Raw genomic sequence first — 22,189 nt, forward strand, 5'->3', positions numbered from 1 at the left:
GCCTGCCAGCCCCAGCAGGACCGGACGGGATTGCGTTCATCTAAACGCCATTCACGCCAGGCAAGACTATCCCTCTGGGCCAAGCCCTAACTAAAACAGGATTACTCATGTCCTTTGCTTCCCTCGGTCTCTCCGAGGCTTTAGTCCGCGCCATCGAGGCAGCGGGCTATACCGAGCCTACTCCGGTGCAACAGCGGGCCATTCCCGCCGTGTTGCAAGGCCGCGACCTGATGGTTGCGGCTCAGACAGGTACTGGTAAAACCGGCGGCTTCGCCCTTCCGATCCTGGAGCGGTTGTTCCCCAACGGTCACCCGGACAAATCCCAGCGTCACGGCCCGCGCCAACCGCGCGTACTGGTCCTGACCCCTACCCGCGAACTCGCCGCCCAGGTGCATGACAGCTTCAAGCTGTATGCCCGCGACTTGAAGTTCGTCAGCGCCTGCATCTTCGGCGGCGTCGGCATGAACCCACAGGTTCAGGCCATGTCCCGTGGTGTCGACGTACTGGTTGCCTGCCCGGGTCGTTTGCTCGACCTGTGCGGCCAAGGCAGCGTCGACTTGTCCCACGTGGAAATCCTCGTGCTGGACGAAGCCGACCGCATGCTCGACATGGGCTTTGTCCATGACGTGAAAAAGGTCCTCGCGCGCCTGCCGGCCAAACGCCAGAACCTGCTGTTCTCGGCCACGTTCTCCAACGACATCACCGCTTTGGCGGGCAAGTTGTTGCACAACCCGGAGCGTATTGAAGTCACGCCGCCGAACACCACGGTCGAACGTATCGAGCAGCGCGTATTCCGCCTGCCGGCCGCTCACAAGCGTTCGCTGCTGGCCCACCTGATCACCGCCGGCGCGTGGGAACAGGTGCTGGTGTTCACCCGCACCAAGCACGGCGCCAACCGCCTGGCCGAGTACCTGGACAAGCACGGCCTCACCGCCGTCGCCATCCACGGCAACAAGAGCCAGAACGCCCGCACCAAAGCCCTGGCCGACTTCAAGGCCGGTGAAGTGCGCATCCTGGTCGCCACCGACATCGCCGCTCGCGGCCTGGATATCGACCAACTGCCCCACGTGGTCAACTTCGAGCTGCCAAACGTCGACGAAGACTACGTGCACCGTATCGGCCGTACCGGCCGGGCCGGTCGTTCGGGCGAGGCCATTTCCCTGGTCGCACCGGACGAAGAAAAGCTGCTGAAAAGCATCGAGCGCATGACCAAGCAGAAAATCGCCGATGGCGACCTGATGGGCTTCGACTCCAGCACCGTTGAGGCTGAGAAGCCTGAAGTGCGCGAGCGTCCGGACGTGCGCAACCCGCGCAACAACCCACGTGGCCCGAACGGCGGCGGCGGTGGTGGCGGTCGTAAAGACAAGGGCAAGGACAAGGGCGGCAAGGACAAGGCTGCGACCAATGGCCGTGGCGAACGCCCGGCCCGTGAGCAAAAGCCCCGTGAAGGCACCCCGGCCCGCGAACAGCGCCAGCCGAGCCAGCCGCCACGTGCTGCTGCCGACCGTGCTCCGGACGAGTTCCTGGACGACGACGTAGACAACTTCGGTAACCGCGTTGACTACGTGCCCCAGGCCAAGCCGGCCCAGGGTCGTGGTCGTCGTCCGGGCGCTCCAGCCCAGGGCGCAGGCGCAGGTTCCGCACCCCGCACCGGCGGCCAGCCACAAGGTCGCCAGAACGGTCCGCGCAGCAGCAACGGCGCCACCACCGGCACCCCGCCGGCCAAGCGCAGCGGCCCGCGCAACGGTGCACCCCGTGACGGCCAGGCCCGTCGTGAAGAGTCGCGCAACCGTCGTCCGGCCCGTGATGATCAACCTCGCCTGTCTGAGCCAGCGGTGCAAAACCCGCGCGGCGGCCCGGCACCGAAGATCATCCACAAAGAGTCGAAAAGCGATCGCACGCTGACACCTGAGCAGTTGGATCAACTGCCGGGCCGTCCACGTGGTGAAAAACCGGCGTTGCTGACCCGCAACCGCTGAGTTTTCAAAGCGCCATAAAAAATGCCCCGGATCGCGAGATCCGGGGCATTTTTGTGTGGCTGGCGAAAATTACTTCGCTTTCACACCTTCAAACGTCACGTACAGCTCAACGTTGTTGGACGCTGGGCCCAGGTCCATCTGCTTGCCGAAGTCCTGGCGGTTGAAGGAGGTAGTGCCTTCAAAGCCGGCACGGTAGCCGCCCCATGGATCCTTGCCTTCACCCAGGAAGGTCGCCTTGACGACGATCGGCTTGGTCACGCCGTGGAAGGTCAGGTCGCCGGTCACGTCTGCAGTGACTTGGCCAGCGGCATTCTTGCCGGTGGTCTTGACGCTGGTGGAGACGAACTTGGCGTCGGCAAACTTGCCAACGTCCAGGAAGTCTTTGCTGGCGATGTGCTTGTCACGTTCGGCGTGGTTGGTGAACACGCTGGCGGTACGGACGTTGAACTCAATCTTGCTGTCTTCAGGCTTGGCAGCATCGAAGCTGAACTTGCCGTCCAGGTCCTTGAAGGTACCGGTGATGAAGCTGTAGCCCAAGTGGCTGATCTTGAAGTCAACGAAGGCGTGCTGGCCTTCCTTGTCGACAACGTAGTCAGCCGCCATCGCCTGACCGGCAGTCAGCAGGGCAGAACCGATGGCCAGAGCGGCGAGAGTCTTTTTCAACATGCTTTCTATTCCTTGTGAGTCGAGGTTGAACATCAGGCTTTGCGCCCCAGCATACGAACCAGGGTCACATCACGATCAATGAAATGGTGTTTCAACGCGGCCACGCCATGCAGGCCGGCGAACACCACCAATACCCAGGCCAGGTACAAATGCACCACGCCTGCGGTGTCTGCCTGGTCCGGTAGCCCGGAAACCAGTGCAGGAATCTCAAACAGGCCAAACACCGGGATCCCGACACCGTCTGCGGTGGAAATCAGGTAACCGGCAATCATCACGGCAAACAGCCCGAGATACAGGAATGCGTGGCCAAACGCAGCCCCCAGACGCGTCATGCGGCTATAGCTGGCAAGCGGTGGCGGCGGCGGGCTGACCAGGCGCCAGACGATCCGCACGAGCATGATGGCGAACAGCGTGATGCCGATGCTTTTGTGCAGGTCCGGGGCGTCTTTGCGCCAGGCACTGTAGTAGTCGAGGCCGACCATCCACAGGCCCAATGCGAACAGACCGAACACCACCAGGGCCACGCCCCAGTGCAAAACGATGCTGACCCAGCCATAGCGCGCCGGTGAATTACGTAGTTGCATGTCCCAAATCCCGTAAGAGCTGTGGCAAGACTATCGATTTACCTATCGAATTAAAGCGGAAAATTTCGCTTTGAAATATCGAGAAATACGATCAAGAGCGTATGCAGAGTAAGTTAACAAGAGATTAAGGACTATCCAGAAGAAACGTGACGGACTGTCCTGCGTTTACCACCAATTTACCCTTCAGACTCGCAATGGGTTGTGACACAGGTCTGCATTGCATAGGCTTGCGCGATTGTTTCGCCCGCGCACGTCGCGAGCCGCTTCGAGGAGAATGAACATGGGTTTGAATAATCAGTGGATGCAACGCGACCTTGCAGTGCTGTGGCATCCCTGCACCCAGATGAAAGACCACCAGCAACTGCCGTTGATCCCGATCAAGCGCGGTGAAGGCATCTGGCTGGAAGACTTCGAAGGCAAACGCTACCTCGACGCCGTCAGCTCCTGGTGGGTCAACGTGTTTGGCCACGCCAACCCGCGCATCAACCAGCGTATCAAGGACCAGGTGGACCAGCTGGAACACGTGATCCTCGCCGGTTTCAGCCACCAGCCGGTGATCGAACTGTCCGAACGCCTGGTGAAGATGACCCCCGAAGGCCTGACCCGCTGCTTCTATGCCGACAACGGTTCGTCGTGCATCGAAGTCGCGCTGAAGATGAGCTTTCACTATTGGCTCAACCGTGGCCTGCCGAACAAAAAGCGCTTTGTCACCCTGACCAACAGCTATCACGGCGAAACCATCGCCGCGATGTCGGTAGGCGATGTGCCGCTGTTCACCGAAACCTACAAGGCCTTGCTGCTGGACACCATCAAGGTGCCGAGCCCGGACTGCTACCTGCGCCCCGAAGGCATGAGCTGGGAAGAACATTCCCGGAACATGTTCCTGGCCATGGAGCAGACCCTCGCCGACAACCACGACACCGTGGCCGCCGTGATCGTCGAACCGCTGATCCAGGGCGCCGGCGGCATGCGCATGTACCACCCGGTGTACCTCAAGCTGCTGCGCGAGGCCTGCGACCGCTATGGCGTGCACCTGATCCACGACGAAATCGCCGTGGGCTTTGGCCGCACCGGCACGATGTTCGCCTGTGAACAGGCCGGCATCCGCCCGGACTTCCTGTGCCTGTCCAAGGCCCTGACCGGCGGCTACCTGCCATTGGCGGCGGTGGTCACCACCGACGATGTGTACGACGCCTTCTACGACGACTACCCGACCCTGCGCGCCTTCCTGCATTCCCACAGCTACACCGGCAACCCGCTGGCCTGTGCGGCGGCCCTGGCGACCCTGGATATCTTCGAAGAAGACAACGTCATCGAAAACAACAAGGCCCTGGCCCAGCGCATGGCGACCGCCACCGCGCACTTGGTGGATCATCCCCACGTTTCGGAAGTGCGCCAGACCGGCATGGTGCTGGCCATCGAGATGGTGCAGGACAAGGCCACCAAGACCGCCTACCCGTGGCAGGAACGCCGTGGCCTGAAGGTGTTCGAGCATGCCCTGGAGCGTGGCGCGTTGCTGCGGCCATTGGGCAGCGTGGTGTATTTCCTGCCGCCCTACGTGATCACCCCGGAGCAGATCGACTTCCTGGCTGAAGTGGCCAGCGAAGGGATTGATATCGCCACCCACAGCAAGGTCAGCGTGGCGGTGCTCAAGGATTTCCACCCGGGGTTTCGTGATCCGGGCTGATGGAGTTCACTTGATTAATCGGGTGCACGGGCTGCCGCGATCGCGAGCAAGCTCGGCTCCCACAGGTTTTGTATTTCTTCCGAGAACAGAAATGAGACTGTCCCGCTTTTTTGTCGACGCCCCCCTGAGCCTTGGCGACCACGAGTTGCCGGAGGCCCAGGCGCATTACATCAGCCGCGTGTTGCGCATGAGCGAAGGCGACGCCGTGCAACTGTTCGACGGTTCCGGCCAGGAGTTTCGCGCCAGCTTGCTGGAAGTCGGTAAAAAACGCGTAGTGGTGCAAGTCACCGAGGCCTTTGCCGGGCAGGTCGAATCGCCCTTGCAGATTCACCTCGGCCAGGGCCTGTCCCGTGGCGAGCGGATGGACTGGGCGATCCAGAAAGCCACCGAGCTTGGGGTGAATGAAATCACCCCGATCTTCAGCGACCGCTGCGAAGTGCGCCTCAAGGACGAACGCGCCGACAAACGCCTGCAGCACTGGCGCCAGGTGGCGATCAGCGCGTGCGAGCAGTGCGGTCGCTCGCGGGTGCCGGTGATTCACCCACCGCTGTTGCTGGCAGATTGGTTGAAGCAGGCCGAAGCGGATTTGAAGTTGGTGCTGCACCCGGTAGCCGAGCCGCTGGTGAGCCACGCCAAGCCGGGAAGCCTGGCCTTCCTGATCGGGCCGGAAGGCGGCTTGACCGATGGCGAAGTCGAGACGGCACAAGGCGCGGGTTTTCATTCTGCACGCCTGGGCCCACGCGTACTGCGTACCGAAACCGCGCCGGTCGTGGCGCTGGCGGTGGCTCAACAACTCTGGGGCGACTTCTAAACCCGCCGTGCAAACCCAATCAAATGTGGGAGCTGGCTTGCCTGCGATAGCGGTGGGTCAGCTACACCTATGTTGCTGATACACCGCTATCGCAGGCAAGCCAGCTCCCACATTTTGATCGGGTTTCCACTCCACTACTCCACCGGGTCACTCACAGGCGTCGCAATAATCGCCTTCAACTCACTGGTCATCGGGAATTCCAGGTTCAGGCCCTTGGGCGGAATCGGCTGTTCAAACCAGCGCTGGTAAATCCCGTTGATCTCCCCCGAGCTGTACAGCCCGGCCAGGGTTTCGTTGACCACCGCGAGAAACTGCGGATCGTCCTTGCGCACCATGCAGCTGTAGATTTCCCGCGACTGCTCTTCCCCCACCACCACCCACTTGTGCGGGTCCTTGGCCTTGGCGCGTTCTCCGTAGAGCAATGCGTCGTCCATGTAGAACGCCGCCGCCCGACCCGATTGCAGCATCTGGAAGGCTTCGCCATGGTCCTTGGCGCTGATCACCGACATGTTCAGTTTGTGGTCGACGTTGTAGCTCTTGAGGAACCGTTCGTTGGTGGTGCCGGCGGTGGTCACTACGTTCTTGCCCTGCAGGTCGGCGAAGCTTTTGATGCCGCTGTCGTTGGCGGTCAGCAACTGGCCTTTCACATAGATAAACCCGTAGGAAAACGCCACCTGTTTCTGCCGCTCGGCGGTCACGCCGGTGGAACCGCATTCCAGGTCCACGGTGCCGTTTTGCACCAGGGCAATGCGGGTCTGGGAAGTCACCAGGTTGTACTTCACGTTGAGCTTCGGCACCCCGATTTTCTGCTGGATGCGCTCGACGATCTTGTTCGCCAGCTCCACCGAATAGCCCATCGGCTTGCCGCTGTGGTCACCCACATAGGAAAACGGCACCGAGGCATCGCGGTAGCCGAGGGTGATGCTCTTGGCGTTGGCGATCTTGCTCAGTGTGCCTTCCAGGGGGGCCTCGTTGGCGTGGGCCTGAGCCCCCAATAAAAGCCCCAGGGTGCAGCCGATCAACGTGATTTTTTGCATTGTTATTCTCCGTTGGTGTTTAAAGGTTCAGGTACGGCGCACCGCAATGACACTGATCTCGACCAGCACATCCGGTCGCGCCAACTGCGCCTGCAACGTGGTACGCGTCGGTGCCTGCCCCGGCGATAGCCAGGCGGACCAGGCTTCATTCATCGGGGCAAAACCCTCCTGGATATTGTTCAGGTAGAGGGTCGCATTCAGCAGATGATCCTTGTCGCTGCCGGCCTCCGCCAGCAGCGCATCAATCTTGGCCAACACCTCTTCGGTCTGGGTCTTCACATCGCGGCCGTCCCCCGGCACCTGGCCGGACAAAAACACCAGGTCCTGAAACACCACGGCGCCAGACAGGCGACTGTTGCTGTTGATTCGGGTGATGCTCATCGAAATATCCTCAAGCGGCACGGGGCGCGAAGCCCTGCATATCAATGGAAGTGGTGTGCCGGCCAATCAACTCGGCCAGCACCTGGCCGCTGCCGCAAGCCAGGGTAAACCCGAGGGCGCCGTGGCCGAGGTTAAGCCACAGATTGCTATAGGCGCTGGCACCAATCAGCGGCACGCCGGTGGGCGTGGCCGGGCGCATGCCGGCCCATTCGACCGCCTGCGAGTAATCTCCGGCCAGCGGGAACGTCTCAAGTGCCTGACGCTTAATCAGTGCCAGGCGCTTGGGTTCAAGGCGGGTGTCGAAGCCAACGATGTCCACCATCGCCGCCACCCGCAGTTGCTCACCGATGCGCGCGTAGACGATCTTGCGGTCGTAGTCGGTGATGCTGATGTTCGGCGCCTGATGCTGCGCACCAATCGGCACGCTCAGGCTGTAGCCCTTGAGGGGGTAGACCGGCAGCGACATGCCGGGCAAGGCCAGCTCGGGGCCGCGGTGCCCGGCGGCCAGCACCAGGTGTTCCACCGGCAGGGCCTGCTCACCCATCTCGATCAAGTGTACCCGGCCCCCATGATGATGGATCCGGGTCACCTTGCGCCCCAGCAGGAACGTGCAACGCCCCGACGCCTCAAGGCGCGCCGTCAGTTGTTGGCAGAACGCGTGACAGTCGCCAACTTCTTCATTGGGCGTATAGATGCCGCCAGCAAAACTGGCGCTGTCCAGGGTCGGCTCCAGCCTTGCACAATCCGCCGCCGAGAGCACTTGTTGCTGCAACGGGTCCGTCACTTTATTCAGCGCGCGTTCATAGCTGTCGAGGCTGCGAAAGGTCACCAGCTTGCCGTTGCGCCGCCAGTGGAAGCCGCCCAGTTGGTCCTCTTCACGCCAGCGTTGCAGGGTGCCCTGGCTCAGGGACGCCAGGCGCAGCAGATGAGCCGCATTGCGCTGGTTCACCGAGCCACGGCAGGCGCCCAGGAACGAGGCCATCCAGCGCCACTGTGCCGGGTCCATGCGCGGGCGCAGCTTCAGCGGCGAGTCACCGCGCAGCATCCAGCCAATGGCTTGCAGCGGCACGCCCTTGTCGGCCAGCGGCGCGACATAGCGGTAGGACAGCTGCCCGCCGTTGGCGAAACTGGTCTCGCTGCCCAGGGTTTCCCGAGCCTCGACCACCGTCACCTGCATACCGGCACGCACCAGGGCGTAGGCACTCGCCAGGCCGATAACCCCACCACCGATGATGCAAACCTGCTGAGCCATGTGTGTCCCTTAACCGTGCGATGTCAGGCTTGAAGGTTAGAGGCAGGTGACAGCGGCGGGACAATGAATAAAGATGGGTCACCCATAAACAAAGGTTATGGACTGCCCATGCGCTTGCGTCATATCGAAATCTTCCAGGCCATCCGCCAGACCGGCTCCATCAGCGCCGCCGCCCAGCTGCTGCATGTCTCGCAGCCGGCGGTGAGCAAGGTGTTGCAGCACGCCGAGTTGCAACTGGGGTTCCCGCTGTTCCTGCGCATACGTGGCAAGTTGCAGCCGACGCCGGAAGCGTTGGCGCTGGAGCGGGAGGTCGACAAGGTGACCGAAAGCCTGCAAGGCGTACGGCGCCTGGCGCAGAACCTGCGCCGCGAGCCGGGCCAGCGCCTGCGTATCGGCGCCACACCGGCGCTGGCCCTGTCGTTGCTGCCGCCGGCCATCCGCGAATGGACCCAACGCTACCCGGACATCGCCTGCGAGCTGTCCAGCGCCCACAGCCGCGAGCTGGTGCAAAACCTGTTGATGCGTGAAGTCGATGTGGCACTGACGCTGCAACCGCCCGATCACCCAGGGCTGAGCGCCCAGCCGTTGGCCCACGGCGTGCTTGTGGCGCTGGCACCGCAGGGTTACTGGAAGGAAAGCGAGCTGGGCAAGCCGTTGCCGCTGATGGCCCTGGCGGGCGCGCCGTTGATTGGCCTGTCCAGCGCCGACCCGTTGTCGGCGAAGCTGGACAGCTACCTGGAAGCGGTCGATCCACCGCCACGGGTCAGCATCGCAGTGCAGACCTATTCCCTGGCCAGGGCCATGGTCGAATCCGGTGCCGGGCTGGCGGTGATCGATCCGTTCACCGCCCTCGGCGCATCACCGACCAGCACCTGCATTCGCCCACTGGCGCCGCCGCTGCCAATCACCTTGTACGCCCTGACCCGCGCCGACGAACCGCCGCCGCATATGCTGGCGAGCCTGCTGGAGATCTTCGGCAGCCGGGCCCAGGAGCAATTGGACCGGCTATAACACGTACCCCATGATCGCCACGAAATGCAGCAGGCTGCCGCCGATCACGAACAAATGCCAGATCCCGTGGGAGTGCCGCAGGCGGTCCTCCAGGGCAAAGAAAATAATGCCCACGGTGTACAGCACCCCGCCCGACGCCAGCCAGGCAAAACCCGTGGGGCCCAGCGCAGCAATCAGCGGCTTGACCGCCACCAGCACGATCCAGCCCATCACGGCGTAGATCACGATCGACAGGATCCGCGCCTCGGAGCGTGGCTTGATCTCCTGCAAGATGCCGATCACCGCCAGCCCCCACACAATGCCGAACAGGGTCCAGCCCCACGGCCCGCGCAGCGTCACCAGGCAAAACGGCGTGTAGCTGCCGGCGATCAGCAGGTAGATCGAAAAGTGATCCACCTTCTGCATGATCGCTTTCTTGCGCCCGCGCACGCTGTGGTAAACGGTCGACGCGCTGTACAACACCAGCAATGTGAAACCGTAGATCGCTACGCTGACAATCTTCCAGGGGTTGCCGTCCATACTGGCCACCACCAACATCCATACCGCACCCACAAAAGCCGCAACCGCCCCGAGCAAGTGGCTCCAGGCATTGAATCGTTCCCCGTGATACATGTGTCACTCACCTCGAATAACCGTTATCACCCAGACCATTCTGACGTCACCCACCCAATATCAGGTAACAACCTTTCTTCATTTGCCCAAATACACGAGCCGATGGATGATTCGCTTCATCCTGTGGGAGCTGGCTTGCCTGCGATAGCGGTGGGTCAGGCATGCATCTGCTGCTGATACACCGCTATCGCAGGCAAGCCAGCTCCCACATAGAAACCCCTCATCGGTAACGCCCATGCCCGACCTCGAACCTGCCCCGCCTCATCCCAGTCTGTGGCAGTTGTTTTACAACTTCGCCATGGTCGGCCTGTTTGGCTTCGGCGGTGTGATGCCCTGGGCGCGGCAGATGATGGTCGACCGCCGGCAGTGGGTCAGCGAGCAAGGTTTCAACGAGTTGCTGACCACCGGCCAATTCTTCCCCGGGCCGAATATCGCCAACGTCGGCATCATCTACGGTCGGCGCCTGCACGGCTTGCCGGGTGCGGTTGTGACCGTGGTCGGCTTGTATCTGTTCCCCTCGCTGATCACCGTGCTGGCCGGCTTCGCCTATGCCAAATGGTGGAGCCATGATGTGGTGCAGCAGATCTTCGGCGCGGTCATGCCGATCGCCACCGGGCTGATGCTAGGTACCACTCTGCGCCTGCTCAAGGCCATGCCGCGGACCCTGGCGAATTACAGCGCGTTCGTCCTGACCTTCGTGTTGATGGCGGTGCTGGTGCTGCCGTTGTGGATGGTCTTGCTGATCTGCATTCCCAGCTCCCTGGCCTTGAGTTTCATGGGCAAGCAGCAGGTGGCCGGCTGATGCAGAGCGTGCTGTTCCACCTGATGATCCAATGCGCGCTGTGGTCGTTGATGGCGATTGGCGGCAACACCGTGGCCCTGAGCGATATCCACCGCTACACCGTCACCGACATGAACTGGATCACCGACGCCCAGTTCGTCGCCTTCTTCGCCCTGTCCCAGGCATTGCCGGGGCCCAATGGCATGTTCCTGGTGTTTATCGGCCAGCAAGCCGCCGGGTTGCCGGGCGCGCTGGTGGCGCTGACCGCCAAGCTGCTGCCGTGCTCGGTGCTGACCTACTTCGGCGCCGGCTGGCTGGAAAAACACACCAAAACACCGTGGGTGCAGCGGGTCAAAGGCAGCCTGCTGCCGATCTCCATCGGGCTGATCCTGGCCGCCAGCTACATCCTGATGAACAGCCTGGAAAACAATGCCACCAGCCTGGTGCTGACCTTGGCCAGCGCCGCCGTGGTGTATTACACAAGGCTCAACGCGATCTGGCTGATCATTCTCGGCGTGGTGTTGGGCCTGTGCAGTGCATGGCTGGGAGTGAACTGGTTTTAGGGGCACAATCGACGGCATTCGAACAAGAGTCACGCCCATGCTGATCGACGAAGAGTTCACCCTCAAGAAGCTGGAAATTTTCCTGGCGTTCATGCGCACCGGCAACCTGGCGCGGGCGGCGGCTGAATTGCAGACCAGCAACGTCAGCGTGCACCGGGCGATCCACTCCCTGGAAAACGCCCTGCGCTGCCCGCTGTTCAAGCACGAAGGGCGCAACCTCACGCCGCTGGAAAGCGCCTATGTGCTGGAAGAGCGTGCGCAGAAGCTGGTGCAGGACGTGGTGGACAGCGTGCGGGTGACACGCGAGGCCGCCGGCTTTTCCGCCGAGCGTTTCAAGCTGGGCTCGCTGTATTCGCTGACGGTGAAGACCGTGCCGCAGTTGATCATGGGCCTGAAGATCCGCCGCAGCGAACTCAACATCGACCTGATCCTCGGCTCAAATTTCGACTTGCTCTACAAGTTGAAGAACATGGAAGTCGACGCGATCCTGATCTCCCTCGACGAGCACGCCAACGATCCCGACTGCGAGCAGATCGCCCTGTTCTCCGACGATATCTTCCTCGCCACCCCGGCCGACTCACCCTTCGACCGCGAGCAGGAAATCGACCTGGCGGACGTGCGTGATGCCACCTTCATCACCCTCACCCAAGGCTTCGCCACCCACCAGGACGGCAACCGCGTATTCAAGCAGGCAGGGTTCGAGCCGAAGGTGGCGATGCAGGTCAACGACATCTTCACCCTGCTGAGCATGGTCAGCTCGGGTGTGGGCTATGCGCTGCTGCCGGGACGGATTGCGGCGGTGTATGAGAACCGGGTCAAACTGATTCCCCTGCAACCGCGCTACCGTTTGCAGCAGCACATTGGCGTGGTGTTTCTGAAAGCCAAGGAGCGCGACCCGAATTTGCTCGCGCTGTTGGCGGAGTGCCGGATGTATGCCAATCGCCAAACCTGACAATGATCACCTGTGGCGAGGGAGCTTGCTCCCGCTCGGCTGCGCAGCAGTCGTAAAATCAGCGCCCGCGTTGTTTCAGGAAGAATGCATTGGGACCGCTTCGCGCTCCAGCGGGAGCAAGCTCCCTCGCCACAAAAGCGGTCGACACATCTCGGGTTAGCCGACAATCCCGCGCACGATGAAGTAGAGCAACGAAGGCCCCAGCAAGCACCCAAGCCCGGTGTGAAAGGTGGCGGTCAACGCGCCATACGGCACCAGCCGCCGGTCCGTCGCCGCCAGGCCTGCCGTCACGCCGCTCACCGTACCGGCCAGGCCACCGAACACCATGGCCGAGCGCGGGTTATCCAGGCCCATCCAGCGAGCCGCCACCGGCGTGCCGACCATCACCAGGATCGCCTTGATTAACCCGGTCGCGATGGACAGTGCCATCACATCGGACGTCGCGCCAATCGCGGCCCCCGTGACCGGCCCAACGATGTAAGTCACCGCGCCCGCACCAATGGTGGTCATGCTGATCGCATCGCGATAACCAAACACCCAGGCCATACTCGCGCCCACAATAAACGGCAACACTGTGCCCAGCAGCAAGGCAACCGCACCAATCAAACCCGCCTTGCGCGCCTCGGTGGCCTGTACTTCAAACGCCGTGGCCACGATCGCAAAGTCCCGCAGCATGGCGCCGCCCATCAAGCCGATCCCGGAAAACAGTGCCACGTCCGCCAAGCCTTTCTGGCCGCCGGTCAACGTGCCGCCCACCCAGGCCAACACCAGCCCGATCACAATCGCGATGGCCGAACCGTGGATGCGTCCGAAGGTCAGCCGCTTGGACAGCACCACCGAAATCCACATCACCACGCCAACAAATGCAAAGGCGGTGACCAGCCCGTTATTCGCCAGACCTTTCTCGATGAGTTCCCACATATCAGCGACCTCCCGCGACAGGTGCAGCCGCAATCAGCGGCTCTTCATCGGGCAGCGGTTCGCCCTTGTGTGTGCGGCTGATCAAGGCAATCGTGCAACCGCACACCACCACCGAACCAATCGCCGCCAGCACCGCCACCGGGCCGCCGTGCAGCGCGGTCACCACGTTTTGCTGGGCCGCCATCGCCACCACCACCGGGATGTACATAGCGCCCCAGAAGCCGACGCCCATCTCGCATTCCTTGGTCATGCCGCCGTGCTTATGCATCCACAGCCGTGCGCAGATCAGCAGGATCATCGCGATCCCGACTCCGCCCACGTTGGATTTCACGCCCAGCAACACGCCGAGCATGTCTCCCAGAATCACGCCTGCCAACATGCAGATCGCCAGCAACGCCACACCGTAAATAATCATGATGGTTGTCCTCAAAGTGCTTCATCGAAATTGTTGTTTTTGTGCTTCGAAAGCCTTGGGCGGCAATGCCGATCCGATAAAGATGAATACCGTACCTGTGGCGAGGGAGCTTGCTCCCGTTGGGCTGCGTAGCGGCCCTGAAATCCTGGGAGCGCTGCGCACTCCAACGGGAGCAAGCTCCCTCGCCACAGGTCATTGGTGACCCGCTCTATCTCTTGACCGACCAGCATCGGCCTTGGTGGAGCTCTATCGGTGATGGTTTCCCTCCTCTTGCAGCAAGGCCTGCAAGGTGTCCAGGCGGGCACCTTCGAAGGCAATGACGGTGCCTTGCTCGAACACCCGGCGCGCGAGGCCCGTGAGCACGGCGCCGGGAGGCAGTTCGAGATGCAGGCGCACACCGCGCTCGAAGGCGCTTTGCACGGTGCCGCGCCAGTCGACGATGCGGCACATGTTGAAAGCGAGGTCGTCGCGCAGGTGTTCGGTGTTGTGGATTGGCCGGGCGCGGGTGCTGCTCAGGTAAGTGATGCTCGGCGGTTTCAGTGTCACTTCAGCGAAGGCTTGAGCCAGTGTTTCGGCAGGCTTTTCCAGCAGCGCACAATGGGACGGCACGCTGACGGCCAGGCGTTTGGCGACGCCGTTGCCGCGCACCAGATTGGCGACCGCCTTCATGGCCTCATCGCTGCCGGCGATGACCGTCTGGTTGTCGGCATTGATATTGGCCAGGTAAACCGGGGTTTGCGGGCTGTGGACCTGAGCAAGCAAGGCTTCGACGGTGGACAGGTCCGGGCCGATAAGCGCGGTCATGCCGTAGCCGTGGGGATACGCTTGTTGCATCAATTCGCCCCGCAGGCTGACGAGTCTCAGCGCATCGGCAAAGCCCAGGGAGCCGGCAATCACGGCTGCTGGATAGGCGCCGATGGACAGGCCGGCGACGTAATCGGGGACGTGTTCCAACAAGCGTGCACTGGCCACGCCGGCAATCAACAGGCAGAGCTGCACGGCCCGGGTCGAGGCCAGGGCTTCGGCAGAGTCGAGTTTCAACACGTCCTCATTCAAGGCAGCACTGGCTTCGTCCAGCACCGCGCGCGGCAACTGCTGGAGCATGCCGGGACGCTGGGCGCCCTGCCCCGGGAAGGCCAGGAGGCTGCTCATGCAACGGCCTGCCACGGGTCGATCACCAACTGCGCGCCACCGGCATTTTTCAGCAGCACGCGACGTGATCCACCGGCCCACTCGCGCAACGCGACGGCGCCAAACGGCGTTTGCAGTTGCAGGTCTACGGCGCACACCGCCGTGTCGAGTATTGCCAGCAAGTCTTCGGCATCGCCACGATCAAGTCGCTCGGGCGTGCGCAGAATCAAATCCAGATCGCTCTTGGCGTGCAGCGCTTCAATGCCACTCGCCAGTTCGAAACCGGCACTGCCGGTGACGCCCCAGTTCTTCTTCGCCAGCACCGGACGCAGTTGAGCGAGGGCCTGCAACGCCGGTAAATCCCGTGAAGAGATCACACCGCGCAGGTCTTCCGGTACCACGCGCCGTTGCACCGCGGCCAGCGGCATTACGGCGGCGAAGCGCTGCTCGCGCAAGCGCCCACGCACACCCACCGGCACATGGCCCGGCGGCGCGATGGCACGCCGCACCACCACCGGATGCCCAGCGGCCAATGCTTCCAGCACCCAGGCCGGCGCGTCAGCGGGGGCATGCACCGGGGTCATGCCCCAGAGCAAGTCGTGGGCGTTCACCATTGTTCCCGCAGCAGTTGGCGCACCTGGCTGGAGGCCGCGCGGTTGGTGGCACCCAGGCGTCCGCTCAGGTCACGGCCGCCCGCTTGCACATCCTTGATCGCCTGCACCAGGCAATCGCTGACCCGCGCCACATCTTCGGTGGTGGGTTGCTCAATCTGACGAACCGACAAGGTCTCCCAGAGCAAGCCGAGGCTGGCATAACTGTCGATGTCATACGCCATCGGCGGCACGCTGGCGGCCAAGGCTTCCAGCTCTTCGACACTGCGCAGGGTCACCCGCGCCGCCGAGGCCTTGCCCATGGCATGCACCATCACGCCGGGATCGCGCAGGGCAATCAGGCGGTTGGCCTGGTAACCGTGGGCGAGAAAGGCACCGGACATCGCCTTGCCCACCAGCAGCGCGATCACCGGGTGACCGGCCAAGCGGGCGCGGGCGTAGCTGTCGGCAGCGGCGGCCAATGCCTGGTGAATGCCCAAGGCTTCTTCGCGACGACCGTAGGCCTGGCTCGGCACATCGACAATGGCAATCAGCGGACGCTTGTCGCCGGTGTTGATCGCTTCATCAACCGCCTTGGCCAAACCCCAGCCTTCCAGCAAACCGACTTCACCGTTGCGAGCGCGAGGGAAGCGATTTTGCGCATCGGTGACCACCGCGATAAAGCGCACGGGCTGATCACCGAGCACACCGTCGGCGACTTTCAGCGAGTTCGGCAAACCGCTCACAAGCGCTGCACCGCCGCTCAATGCGTTGAACCACTGCAAACCTCTCATGAGCGTTCTCCCTGGTACAGATCGCGAACCGTCGCCGGGTCGATTTGCGGTTCGGCGTTCAGTGCGGCCAGGCGTTCCAGATAGTGATCAACCTGACGGCTGCGCTGGTTTTCCGGCAAGCCTTGTTGCAGCAGCTCAGTGATTTGCTGCTGAATCTGCGCCACGTCGTCGGCCACATAGCGGTCGGCCAAGCCGCTGTTAAAGCGTTGCTCGCCGCCGGTCAGGCTCCAGATAAAGGGCCGGTCGCGGGAGTCGTATTCTTCAAGGCCGGCTTCCTGTTCGATCACCTGCGGGCCGTTCAGGCCAAGGCGCGCCTCGCGGGTCACCAACAGATAACTGCACAAACCTGCCGCGATGGACATGCCGCCAAAGCAACCGACGCTGCCCGCCACCACGCCGATCACCGGCTGGTACTGGCGCAGGTCGACAATCGCCGCGTGGATATCGGCGATGGCGGCCAGGCCCAGGTTGGCTTCCTGCAAGCGCACGCCGCCGGTTTCCAGCAGCAGGATGGCGCGCGTCGGGATGCCGTTGCGGTTGTCTTCAGCGGCCAGCTCCAGTGCGCCAGCCATCTTTGCGCCGCCGACTTCACCGAGACTGCCCCCCTGGAAATTGCCTTCGATAGCGGCGATGACCACCGGCAAGCCGGCGATGCTGCCCTTGGCGATCACCACGCCGTCGTCTGCCTGCGGCACCACGCCCTGGCGACTCAGCCACGGCGACATGACGCGCTGGAACGGATCGATCAGTTCGCGATAGCTGCCCGCGTCGAGCAAGGCCTTGGCCCGCTGCCGGGCGCCGAGTTCGACGAAGCTGTGTGTGTTCAGCAAGTCAGTCATGACCGATCTCCTCGAAGCCTTGCTCCAGACGCAAGCGCACCACGCCGGGTGTGGCGCCGAAGTCGTGGATATCGATGTTCAATGCGGGGGGTGTCTGTTCCTGGAAGATCCGTTCGAACAGATGCTGCCAACGCAGCTGCGCACCGTTCACCGAGGTCTGCACCTGAATCGTCAGGGTGCCGGCAGTGCCCGGTTCCAGCAGCACCTCCAGGTCGCCGGAGCCGACGCAACCTACCAGCGCACGGCCCTTGGCGGGCTGCCCGGCGGGGAATTCAAAGGATAAGGTTTCCATCACAGCGCTCCGTCGAGGCGGTCGATAAACAGGCAGGCGGCCAACAGGTCGGCGGCGCCACCGGGGGAGGCATTCAGCGCCAGCAGTTGCTGGTCCAGCTCATGCAGTTGGCGGCGGCCGGCGAGGCTCGCACTGCCGCCGGCGTCCAGCACCGCTTGAGCGCCTTGTTGCATGGCCTGCAAGCCTTCGGGGCCGGCGCGGTAGAGCACGCAGGTGTCGGCCAGTTCGGTCATGATCGCCAGCAAGGCATCGAGGCGCGCGTTTTGTTCGCCGTGTTGTTGCAGGCGGCTTTGTTTCAGCTGTGGCAGGCCGCGTTGCAGCACTGACGGGAAGCCCAGTTGCGCTTCTTCACGGGCACCGCGAGCGCCATAGCGTTGTGCGACCTGGGCGCCGTGGCTCAGCGGTTGCGGTGCGTAGCGGTCGTTGAGCAAGGCCAGGCGGGCAGCGCGCAAAGTCATTGCGTTGGCCGTGCAGGATTCGGGTTGCAGTGCGGCGGCGGCGACTAACAGGCCGAGCGCCCAGATCGCACCCCGATGGGTATTTACGCCGCTGGTGGTCACGAGCATCGCCTGTTCGCCTTCGCGACCGATCCGCCCGAGGGCTTCACGCAAGGGCAGTCCGACTTCGCCACATTCGATCGCGGCCTCGGCCATTTCCTTGAACGCCGGCCACAACGACAGCGCCGACGCGTGCATCAAGCCGAGGTGCAAATCGGTATGGGCGCCATTGCCGCGACGGTCCACCAGGGCAGGTTTCGGTGACAGGTCGGCTTCATCAATCAATGCGTCGACGGCCATGTCGGCCAGGCGTTCGGCCAGTGTCAGGTCGTGCAGTTTGAGTGCGTGCATTTACCAGCTCCTGAACTTGGCGGGCGGGTTGTACAAGCCACCGGACCATTCCACCAGATCGGCCACGCTCTTGGCGGCCAGCAACTCGCGGGTGGCGTCGGTGCGGCGGATGCCGAGGTCTTCGGGCAGCGCGATCAGGCCTTCGCGGCGCATGCGCGCGGTGTCCTTGGGGTTGTGGCGCATGCCGATGGCGGTCACCCCGGCGACAGCGGCGATCATCGCCTGGCGCTCCTCCAGGGAACGGGCCTTGTACAGGTAGGCGATGCCTTCTTCGGTGAGCAAGTGGGTGACGTCATCGCCGTAGATCATGATCGGCGCCAGGGGCATGCCGCTTTTGCGTGCGACTTCCACTGCATCGAGGGTTTCAACGAAGGTCGGTTTGCCGCCTTCCTGGAAGGTCTCGACCATTTGCACCACGAGCTTTTTGCCGCGTTCGAGCAAGGCTTCCGGGGCATCGTCGTGGCGCATGTCGAGCCAGGCGGGTGTGCCGTGGCGGCGACCGCGCGGGTCGTGGCCCATGTTCGGCGCACCACCAAAACCGGCGAGGCGGCCACGGGTGACGGTGGAGGAATGGCCGTCGCCGTCGACTTGCAAGGTGGCACCGATAAACAGGTCCACCGCGTACTGGCCGGCCAGCTGGCAAAACATTCGGTTGGAACGCAGCGAGCCGTCGCGCCCCGTGAAGAACACATCCGGCCGGGCGGCGATGTAGTTTTCCATGCCCAGTTCGGTGCCGAAGCAATGCACGCTTTCGACCCATCCGCTTTCGATGGCCGGGATCAAGGTTGGGTGCGGGTTGAGCGTCCAGTTGCGGCAGATCTTGCCCTTCAGGCCCAGGGATTCACCGTAGGTGGGCAGGATCAATTCAATGGCCGCGGTGTTGAAACCGATGCCGTGGTTCAGGGACTGGACGTTGTGTTTTTCGTAGATGCCACGGATCGCCATCATCGCCATCAACACATGCACCGGCTTGATGTGCCGTGGGTCGCGGGTGAACAGCGGTTCGATATAGAAGGGCTTGTCGGCGACCACCACGAAATCGACCCAGCTTGCCGGGATGTCGACGCGAGGCAGGTCGGTGACGTCATCCACCAACTGGTTGACCTGGACGATGACGATGCCATCGCTGAAGGCGGCCGGCTCGATCAGCGCTGGCGTGTCTTCGGTGCTCGGGCCGGTGTAGATATTGCCGGCGCGGTCGGCCATGAAACCGGCGGAGAGCACGACGTTGGGAATCAGGTCCACCACCAGCCGCGCGTAGAGTTCGATGTAGGTGTGGATGGCGCCAACTTCCAGCAGGCCGTCTTCCAGCAACTGGCTGATGCGTAGGGATTGGGTGCCGGCGAAAGAGAAATCCAGCTTGCGGGCGATGCCCTTTTCAAACAGGTCCAGGTGCTCGGAGCGCCCGACGCTGGGCATGATCATGTGCAAGTCGTGGAGCTTGGCGGGGTCGGCCTTGGCCAGGGAGCGCGAGAGGAAATCGGCCTGCTTCTGGTTGTTGCCTTCCAGCACCACACGGTCGCCGGGGAGGATCAGGGCTTCCAGGGCTTCGACAATGCGCTCGCTGGGGAGCACGGCGCCATCGGCGAAGGATCGCACCAATGCGAGGCGGCGCTGCTTCTCATCGCGCCGCCGCGTCCAGCGCGAGTCGGGGGAAGTTGTTGTTGTCATGGTCGCTCCACGGGATTTGCTGTCGTGGGCTGTACCTTAGGAGGGTATTGGGGGGGCATCAATCAAGCTGGGCGGTGAACCGTTACGATTGGAGTAATGGTTAATTAGCAAATGCTGGTTTGGAACCGACAGAGATCAAATGTGGGAGCTGGCTTGCCTGCGATGGCATCGCTGCGGTGAGCCTGACTCACCGAGTCGCCCGCATCGCAGGCAAGCCAGCTCCCACATTTTGATCGGCTGTGTTCTTAAGAACGTACGCAAGAGTCCCAAAATGGGAACGATCAGTCCCTTTTTGGGACCGATCCCACTTCGTCACATCGCCGCTGGGCTTACCTGCTCCAACGCTTGATCAACCAGTAACTGCCCCAGCTCACTCATCTGCTGAATGGCCAGCACCACGCCGCGCTGGGAACCTTCCAATTCAAAGGCCAGGTTGGAAGTCAGGGCGTTGAGTGAGGCAAAGGTTTCAGAAGCGTTGGCCAACAGGGCTTCGGTGGATTGAGAGGGGGTGACGGTAAAGAGTGAAGATGAAGCCGAAGTCGGAAAGTAATGATCCATGGCACGCTCGGCGGCGGCCTGGAGTTTGCGGTGTTCGATTTCGGCGTTGTGGGGAGGATTGGGGGTAGGTTTGAACATGATGAAACTCCTAAACAGATGAGGAGCGCCACCGTTCGCTTGCACGCGAATGAGGGTGGCGACCGTGCGCAGGTGTGCAAGACCGGGCCTGTTTAGGACACCCAGCAGGTCCGAAGACCTCCTGCGCGCAGCCGCCATAGAGCAGCGAGCACAAAAAACGCCCGTTGGATGGCTGGGCGTTTGTACGCCTAAACAGTTTCGTCGGACTTGCACGTCCGTGTCACCGTTTTTTGCGATGACGCACGAAGACTAGGCGCGATCGCCGGGCACAACAAGTTCATGCACAGCGCGAGAGGTTGCAGGAAAAATCCGAAGGCAAACACGCGCCGATTGTTCCTACGAACTTTTCGGGTTGTTGCTCGGAATCGTCCCATCTAGCCTTCATTTCCAAATCGTATAGCCGCTGAAAGCGGCCGAATGCAAAGCGCCAACGACCAAGCGCAGTTGTAGTGAGCGGGCTTACCCCGCTCACTACAAGGATCACAGGAACTCATCCATACCGATTGCCTATAACCATACTATATATCCACTATTGATCGCACTTAGGCATACATTATGAATAATAATGTATGCTCATAGCCTATCAATAAATATTTAAACGTATGCTTAAGGGCATACAATAGACAGGATATGAATACTTCCAAGCTAAAAAAGGTGGCATCTCATGGCCTCATCCGATCTCTCCAAATTGCGCCTTGCCCAAGTGGAGCGGGCACTCGAACCCTTTGAAGCCCTGCGAGGCAAGCCCACGCCGCCGGGCGGCTGGCTACGCTCCATCAGGGAAGCACTGGGCCGATCGTTAAGGGCTCAAGCAGCCTTGGTTGGCGTAGCCTTCGCAACTTTGCAACAGTCGGAACGGGCCGAAGCCGAAGATCGGATCACACTCGCGCAATTACGCAAGCTGGCGGCGGGTTTGGACTGCGAACTCGTTTACGCCCTGGTGCCGCGAAAACCACTGCACCAGACGGTTGAAGCCCGCGCCGAGTGGCTGGCCAGGCAAGAGATTATGGGTGTCACCCACACAATGAGCCTTGAAGATCAGCGGCCTTCAGATACGTTCATCGAAAGCCAGGTAGACGATCGACGCAAAGAACTGCTCTCCGGATCGTGGGCTCGACTATGGCGATAGAACTTGAACTCAAACCTGGGCAAACACCGTTAGACCTTGATGAAGCTGCAGGCCTGAAGCCAAAGCACATCGGTACTCAAGGTGAACTTGATGAATGGGAAGCGGCAAACATCATCAAGGCCATGCGCTGGCTTGGGCGGCAAAAAAAGTTGGACGTCCTGGACGAACACTTCTGCCGTCAACTTCACATCAAAATGTTCAGCGATACCTGGATCTGGGCCGGGACGTTTCGCAAGTCCGACAAAAATATTGGCTGCGACTGGACAAAAATCTCAGTCAACCTGCGCCAGTTACTCGATAACACGGCCTACTGGCTGGAGCACGACGTGTTCCCTGCCGAAGAGGTGGCTATGCGCTTCCACCACCAACTCGTGTCGTTGCACCCATTCCCCAATGGAAACGGACGACACTCACGCCTTATGGCCGACTGCCTCCTAAGGCAGCAAGGGCTCGCTCCGTTCTCTTGGGGAAGCGCGAGCCTGATAGCAGCCAGTGAAGTACGCACGTTATATATCCATGCACTGCGTGCCGCCGACATAAATGACTACGGCCCGCTTCAAGCTTTCGTGCGTAGTTGAGCGCATGTTATTGCTTATGGAAATGGGTA

25 protein-coding genes are annotated in these 22,189 nt (G+C 62.0%); 9 read left to right on the forward strand and 16 right to left on the reverse strand.

Going from position 1 to position 22,189, the window contains the following annotated elements; translation table 11 throughout:
• Positions 1 to 107: 107 nt before the first annotated feature.
• Positions 108 to 1,979, forward strand: coding sequence for a DEAD/DEAH box helicase (locus tag LIY45_RS03890; RefSeq protein WP_226475429.1), 1,872 nt, complete (start codon positions 108 to 110; stop codon positions 1,977 to 1,979).
• A 69-nt stretch (positions 1,980 to 2,048) separates the two neighbouring features.
• On the opposite strand, the gene LIY45_RS03895 is transcribed toward LIY45_RS03890, so the two are convergent.
• Positions 2,049 to 2,645, reverse strand: a complete 597-nt coding sequence (locus LIY45_RS03895; protein ID WP_003216844.1) for a YceI family protein — start codon at positions 2,643 to 2,645, stop codon at positions 2,049 to 2,051.
• A 32-nt stretch (positions 2,646 to 2,677) separates the two neighbouring features.
• Entirely contained in the window at positions 2,678 to 3,229 is a 552-nt protein-coding gene (locus tag LIY45_RS03900; protein WP_003216842.1) for a cytochrome b, read from the reverse strand.
• A 280-nt stretch (positions 3,230 to 3,509) separates the two neighbouring features.
• On the opposite strand from LIY45_RS03900, the gene LIY45_RS03905 reads away from it, so the two are divergent.
• Together LIY45_RS03905 and LIY45_RS03910 are read left to right on the forward strand one after the other, a co-directional pair.
• Entirely contained in the window at positions 3,510 to 4,916 is a 1,407-nt protein-coding gene (locus LIY45_RS03905; RefSeq protein WP_226475431.1) for an adenosylmethionine--8-amino-7-oxononanoate transaminase, read from the forward strand.
• Positions 4,917 to 5,007: 91 nt separating this feature from the next.
• Entirely contained in the window at positions 5,008 to 5,727 is a 720-nt protein-coding gene (locus tag LIY45_RS03910; RefSeq protein ID WP_226475433.1) for a 16S rRNA (uracil(1498)-N(3))-methyltransferase, read from the forward strand.
• A gap of 134 nt (positions 5,728 to 5,861) precedes the next feature.
• On the opposite strand, the gene LIY45_RS03915 is transcribed toward LIY45_RS03910, so the two are convergent.
• From LIY45_RS03915 to LIY45_RS03925, 3 genes are read right to left on the reverse strand one after another with little or no spacing between them, the layout of a single operon-like run.
• Positions 5,862 to 6,764 (reverse strand): transporter substrate-binding domain-containing protein, encoded by a 903-nt coding sequence (locus LIY45_RS03915; RefSeq protein ID WP_226475434.1) that lies wholly within the window; start codon positions 6,762 to 6,764, stop codon positions 5,862 to 5,864.
• 27 nt (positions 6,765 to 6,791) lie between these two features.
• Complete coding sequence (locus tag LIY45_RS03920; protein ID WP_226475435.1) at positions 6,792 to 7,145, reverse strand: RidA family protein; 354 nt, start codon at positions 7,143 to 7,145, stop codon at positions 6,792 to 6,794.
• Positions 7,146 to 7,155: 10 nt separating this feature from the next.
• Positions 7,156 to 8,397, reverse strand: coding sequence for a D-amino acid dehydrogenase (locus LIY45_RS03925; RefSeq protein WP_226475436.1), 1,242 nt, complete (start codon positions 8,395 to 8,397; stop codon positions 7,156 to 7,158).
• A gap of 108 nt (positions 8,398 to 8,505) precedes the next feature.
• On the opposite strand from LIY45_RS03925, the gene LIY45_RS03930 reads away from it, so the two are divergent.
• Positions 8,506 to 9,408 carry a LysR substrate-binding domain-containing protein gene (locus LIY45_RS03930; RefSeq protein ID WP_226475437.1) on the forward strand — a complete coding sequence of 301 codons (903 nt, stop codon included), beginning with the start codon at positions 8,506 to 8,508 and terminating at the stop codon, positions 9,406 to 9,408.
• On the opposite strand, the gene LIY45_RS03935 is transcribed toward LIY45_RS03930, so the two are convergent.
• Positions 9,403 to 10,020, reverse strand: a complete 618-nt coding sequence (locus LIY45_RS03935; protein WP_003216828.1) for a hemolysin III family protein — start codon at positions 10,018 to 10,020, stop codon at positions 9,403 to 9,405. The two genes, LIY45_RS03930 and LIY45_RS03935, sit on opposite strands and share 6 nt — an antisense overlap.
• A 235-nt stretch (positions 10,021 to 10,255) precedes the next feature.
• On the opposite strand from LIY45_RS03935, the gene LIY45_RS03940 reads away from it, so the two are divergent.
• The 3 genes from LIY45_RS03940 to LIY45_RS03950 are packed head-to-tail and all read left to right on the forward strand — an operon-like array spanning position 10,256 to position 12,316.
• Complete coding sequence (locus LIY45_RS03940; protein ID WP_226475438.1) at positions 10,256 to 10,822, forward strand: chromate transporter; 567 nt, start codon at positions 10,256 to 10,258, stop codon at positions 10,820 to 10,822.
• The gene (locus LIY45_RS03945) at positions 10,822 to 11,364 is read left to right on the forward strand and encodes a chromate transporter (RefSeq protein ID WP_226475439.1); all 543 of its coding nucleotides are present in this window, start codon (positions 10,822 to 10,824) and stop codon (positions 11,362 to 11,364) included. Before LIY45_RS03940 ends, LIY45_RS03945 begins: the two co-directional genes overlap by 1 nt.
• Positions 11,365 to 11,401: 37 nt before the next feature.
• Entirely contained in the window at positions 11,402 to 12,316 is a 915-nt protein-coding gene (locus LIY45_RS03950) for a LysR substrate-binding domain-containing protein (RefSeq protein WP_003216822.1), read from the forward strand.
• 156 nt (positions 12,317 to 12,472) lie between these two features.
• Here the strand turns inward: LIY45_RS03950 and madM are convergent, their stop codons facing one another.
• The 10 genes from madM to LIY45_RS04000 all read right to left on the reverse strand — a co-directional run bounded on the left by madM (position 12,473) and on the right by LIY45_RS04000 (position 20,453).
• A complete protein-coding gene (madM, locus tag LIY45_RS03955; protein ID WP_226475440.1) occupies positions 12,473 to 13,237 on the reverse strand; it encodes a malonate transporter subunit MadM in 765 nt (254 codons plus the stop codon).
• Position 13,238: 1 nt separating this feature from the next.
• Positions 13,239 to 13,652, reverse strand: coding sequence for a malonate transporter subunit MadL (madL, locus tag LIY45_RS03960; protein ID WP_003216818.1), 414 nt, complete (start codon positions 13,650 to 13,652; stop codon positions 13,239 to 13,241).
• Positions 13,653 to 13,898: 246 nt separating this feature from the next.
• Entirely contained in the window at positions 13,899 to 14,804 is a 906-nt protein-coding gene (mdcH, locus tag LIY45_RS03965; protein WP_226475441.1) for a malonate decarboxylase subunit epsilon, read from the reverse strand.
• Positions 14,801 to 15,397 carry a malonate decarboxylase holo-ACP synthase gene (locus LIY45_RS03970; protein WP_226475442.1) on the reverse strand — a complete coding sequence of 199 codons (597 nt, stop codon included), beginning with the start codon at positions 15,395 to 15,397 and terminating at the stop codon, positions 14,801 to 14,803. The genes mdcH and LIY45_RS03970 overlap by 4 nt, the downstream gene beginning before the upstream one ends.
• Positions 15,391 to 16,167, reverse strand: a complete 777-nt coding sequence (mdcE, locus tag LIY45_RS03975; protein ID WP_226475443.1) for a biotin-independent malonate decarboxylase subunit gamma — start codon at positions 16,165 to 16,167, stop codon at positions 15,391 to 15,393. Before mdcE ends, LIY45_RS03970 begins: the two co-directional genes overlap by 7 nt.
• Positions 16,164 to 17,006 (reverse strand): biotin-independent malonate decarboxylase subunit beta, encoded by an 843-nt coding sequence (locus LIY45_RS03980; RefSeq protein WP_226475444.1) that lies wholly within the window; start codon positions 17,004 to 17,006, stop codon positions 16,164 to 16,166. Before LIY45_RS03980 ends, mdcE begins: the two co-directional genes overlap by 4 nt.
• Positions 16,999 to 17,298 (reverse strand): malonate decarboxylase subunit delta, encoded by a 300-nt coding sequence (locus LIY45_RS03985; protein WP_003216806.1) that lies wholly within the window; start codon positions 17,296 to 17,298, stop codon positions 16,999 to 17,001. Before LIY45_RS03985 ends, LIY45_RS03980 begins: the two co-directional genes overlap by 8 nt.
• A complete protein-coding gene (locus LIY45_RS03990) occupies positions 17,298 to 18,146 on the reverse strand; it encodes a triphosphoribosyl-dephospho-CoA synthase (RefSeq protein ID WP_017476504.1) in 849 nt (282 codons plus the stop codon). The genes LIY45_RS03985 and LIY45_RS03990 overlap by 1 nt, the downstream gene beginning before the upstream one ends.
• Positions 18,147 to 19,817: a malonate decarboxylase subunit alpha gene (gene mdcA, locus LIY45_RS03995; protein WP_226475445.1), complete on the reverse strand. Its 1,671-nt coding sequence runs from the start codon at positions 19,815 to 19,817 to the stop codon at positions 18,147 to 18,149.
• A 312-nt stretch (positions 19,818 to 20,129) separates the two neighbouring features.
• Positions 20,130 to 20,453, reverse strand: coding sequence for a DUF6124 family protein (locus tag LIY45_RS04000; protein ID WP_102604127.1), 324 nt, complete (start codon positions 20,451 to 20,453; stop codon positions 20,130 to 20,132).
• A gap of 664 nt (positions 20,454 to 21,117) precedes the next feature.
• On the opposite strand from LIY45_RS04000, the gene LIY45_RS04005 reads away from it, so the two are divergent.
• A complete protein-coding gene (locus LIY45_RS04005) occupies positions 21,118 to 21,582 on the forward strand; it encodes a mobile mystery protein A (protein ID WP_177048536.1) in 465 nt (154 codons plus the stop codon).
• The gene (locus LIY45_RS04010; RefSeq protein ID WP_226475446.1) at positions 21,573 to 22,160 is read left to right on the forward strand and encodes a mobile mystery protein B; all 588 of its coding nucleotides are present in this window, start codon (positions 21,573 to 21,575) and stop codon (positions 22,158 to 22,160) included. The genes LIY45_RS04005 and LIY45_RS04010 overlap by 10 nt, the downstream gene beginning before the upstream one ends.
• The last annotated feature ends 29 nt before the right edge of the window (positions 22,161 to 22,189 follow it).

Source organism: Pseudomonas sp. MWU16-30323 (assembly GCF_020515595.1).
Taxonomy (GTDB): domain Bacteria; phylum Pseudomonadota; class Gammaproteobacteria; order Pseudomonadales; family Pseudomonadaceae; genus Aquipseudomonas; species Aquipseudomonas yamanorum.

What these genes read in the sequence shown, in the direction of transcription:
- LIY45_RS03890 (WP_226475429.1), top strand. Translation starts at nt 108, where the DNA reads ATGTCCTTTGCTTCCCTCGGTCTCTCCGAGGCTTTAGTCCGCGCCATC.
- LIY45_RS03940 (WP_226475438.1), top strand. Translation starts at nt 10,256, where the DNA reads ATGCCCGACCTCGAACCTGCCCCGCCTCATCCCAGTCTGTGGCAGTTG.
- mdcH (WP_226475441.1), bottom strand. Translation starts at nt 14,804, where the DNA reads ATGAGCAGCCTCCTGGCCTTCCCGGGGCAGGGCGCCCAGCGTCCCGGC.
- LIY45_RS03985 (WP_003216806.1), bottom strand. Translation starts at nt 17,298, where the DNA reads ATGGAAACCTTATCCTTTGAATTCCCCGCCGGGCAGCCCGCCAAGGGC.
- LIY45_RS03910 (WP_226475433.1), top strand. Translation starts at nt 5,008, where the DNA reads ATGAGACTGTCCCGCTTTTTTGTCGACGCCCCCCTGAGCCTTGGCGAC.
- LIY45_RS04000 (WP_102604127.1), bottom strand. Translation starts at nt 20,453, where the DNA reads ATGTTCAAACCTACCCCCAATCCTCCCCACAACGCCGAAATCGAACAC.
- LIY45_RS03915 (WP_226475434.1), bottom strand. Translation starts at nt 6,764, where the DNA reads ATGCAAAAAATCACGTTGATCGGCTGCACCCTGGGGCTTTTATTGGGG.
- madM (WP_226475440.1), bottom strand. Translation starts at nt 13,237, where the DNA reads ATGTGGGAACTCATCGAGAAAGGTCTGGCGAATAACGGGCTGGTCACC.
- LIY45_RS03905 (WP_226475431.1), top strand. Translation starts at nt 3,510, where the DNA reads ATGGGTTTGAATAATCAGTGGATGCAACGCGACCTTGCAGTGCTGTGG.
- LIY45_RS03990 (WP_017476504.1), bottom strand. Translation starts at nt 18,146, where the DNA reads ATGCACGCACTCAAACTGCACGACCTGACACTGGCCGAACGCCTGGCC.
- LIY45_RS03970 (WP_226475442.1), bottom strand. Translation starts at nt 15,397, where the DNA reads ATGGTGAACGCCCACGACTTGCTCTGGGGCATGACCCCGGTGCATGCC.
- mdcE (WP_226475443.1), bottom strand. Translation starts at nt 16,167, where the DNA reads ATGAGAGGTTTGCAGTGGTTCAACGCATTGAGCGGCGGTGCAGCGCTT.
- LIY45_RS03980 (WP_226475444.1), bottom strand. Translation starts at nt 17,006, where the DNA reads ATGACTGACTTGCTGAACACACACAGCTTCGTCGAACTCGGCGCCCGG.
- LIY45_RS04010 (WP_226475446.1), top strand. Translation starts at nt 21,573, where the DNA reads ATGGCGATAGAACTTGAACTCAAACCTGGGCAAACACCGTTAGACCTT.
- LIY45_RS04005 (WP_177048536.1), top strand. Translation starts at nt 21,118, where the DNA reads ATGGCCTCATCCGATCTCTCCAAATTGCGCCTTGCCCAAGTGGAGCGG.
- madL (WP_003216818.1), bottom strand. Translation starts at nt 13,652, where the DNA reads ATGATTATTTACGGTGTGGCGTTGCTGGCGATCTGCATGTTGGCAGGC.
- mdcA (WP_226475445.1), bottom strand. Translation starts at nt 19,817, where the DNA reads ATGACAACAACAACTTCCCCCGACTCGCGCTGGACGCGGCGGCGCGAT.
- LIY45_RS03920 (WP_226475435.1), bottom strand. Translation starts at nt 7,145, where the DNA reads ATGAGCATCACCCGAATCAACAGCAACAGTCGCCTGTCTGGCGCCGTG.
- LIY45_RS03935 (WP_003216828.1), bottom strand. Translation starts at nt 10,020, where the DNA reads ATGTATCACGGGGAACGATTCAATGCCTGGAGCCACTTGCTCGGGGCG.
- LIY45_RS03950 (WP_003216822.1), top strand. Translation starts at nt 11,402, where the DNA reads ATGCTGATCGACGAAGAGTTCACCCTCAAGAAGCTGGAAATTTTCCTG.
- LIY45_RS03895 (WP_003216844.1), bottom strand. Translation starts at nt 2,645, where the DNA reads ATGTTGAAAAAGACTCTCGCCGCTCTGGCCATCGGTTCTGCCCTGCTG.
- LIY45_RS03945 (WP_226475439.1), top strand. Translation starts at nt 10,822, where the DNA reads ATGCAGAGCGTGCTGTTCCACCTGATGATCCAATGCGCGCTGTGGTCG.
- LIY45_RS03930 (WP_226475437.1), top strand. Translation starts at nt 8,506, where the DNA reads ATGCGCTTGCGTCATATCGAAATCTTCCAGGCCATCCGCCAGACCGGC.
- LIY45_RS03900 (WP_003216842.1), bottom strand. Translation starts at nt 3,229, where the DNA reads ATGCAACTACGTAATTCACCGGCGCGCTATGGCTGGGTCAGCATCGTT.
- LIY45_RS03925 (WP_226475436.1), bottom strand. Translation starts at nt 8,397, where the DNA reads ATGGCTCAGCAGGTTTGCATCATCGGTGGTGGGGTTATCGGCCTGGCG.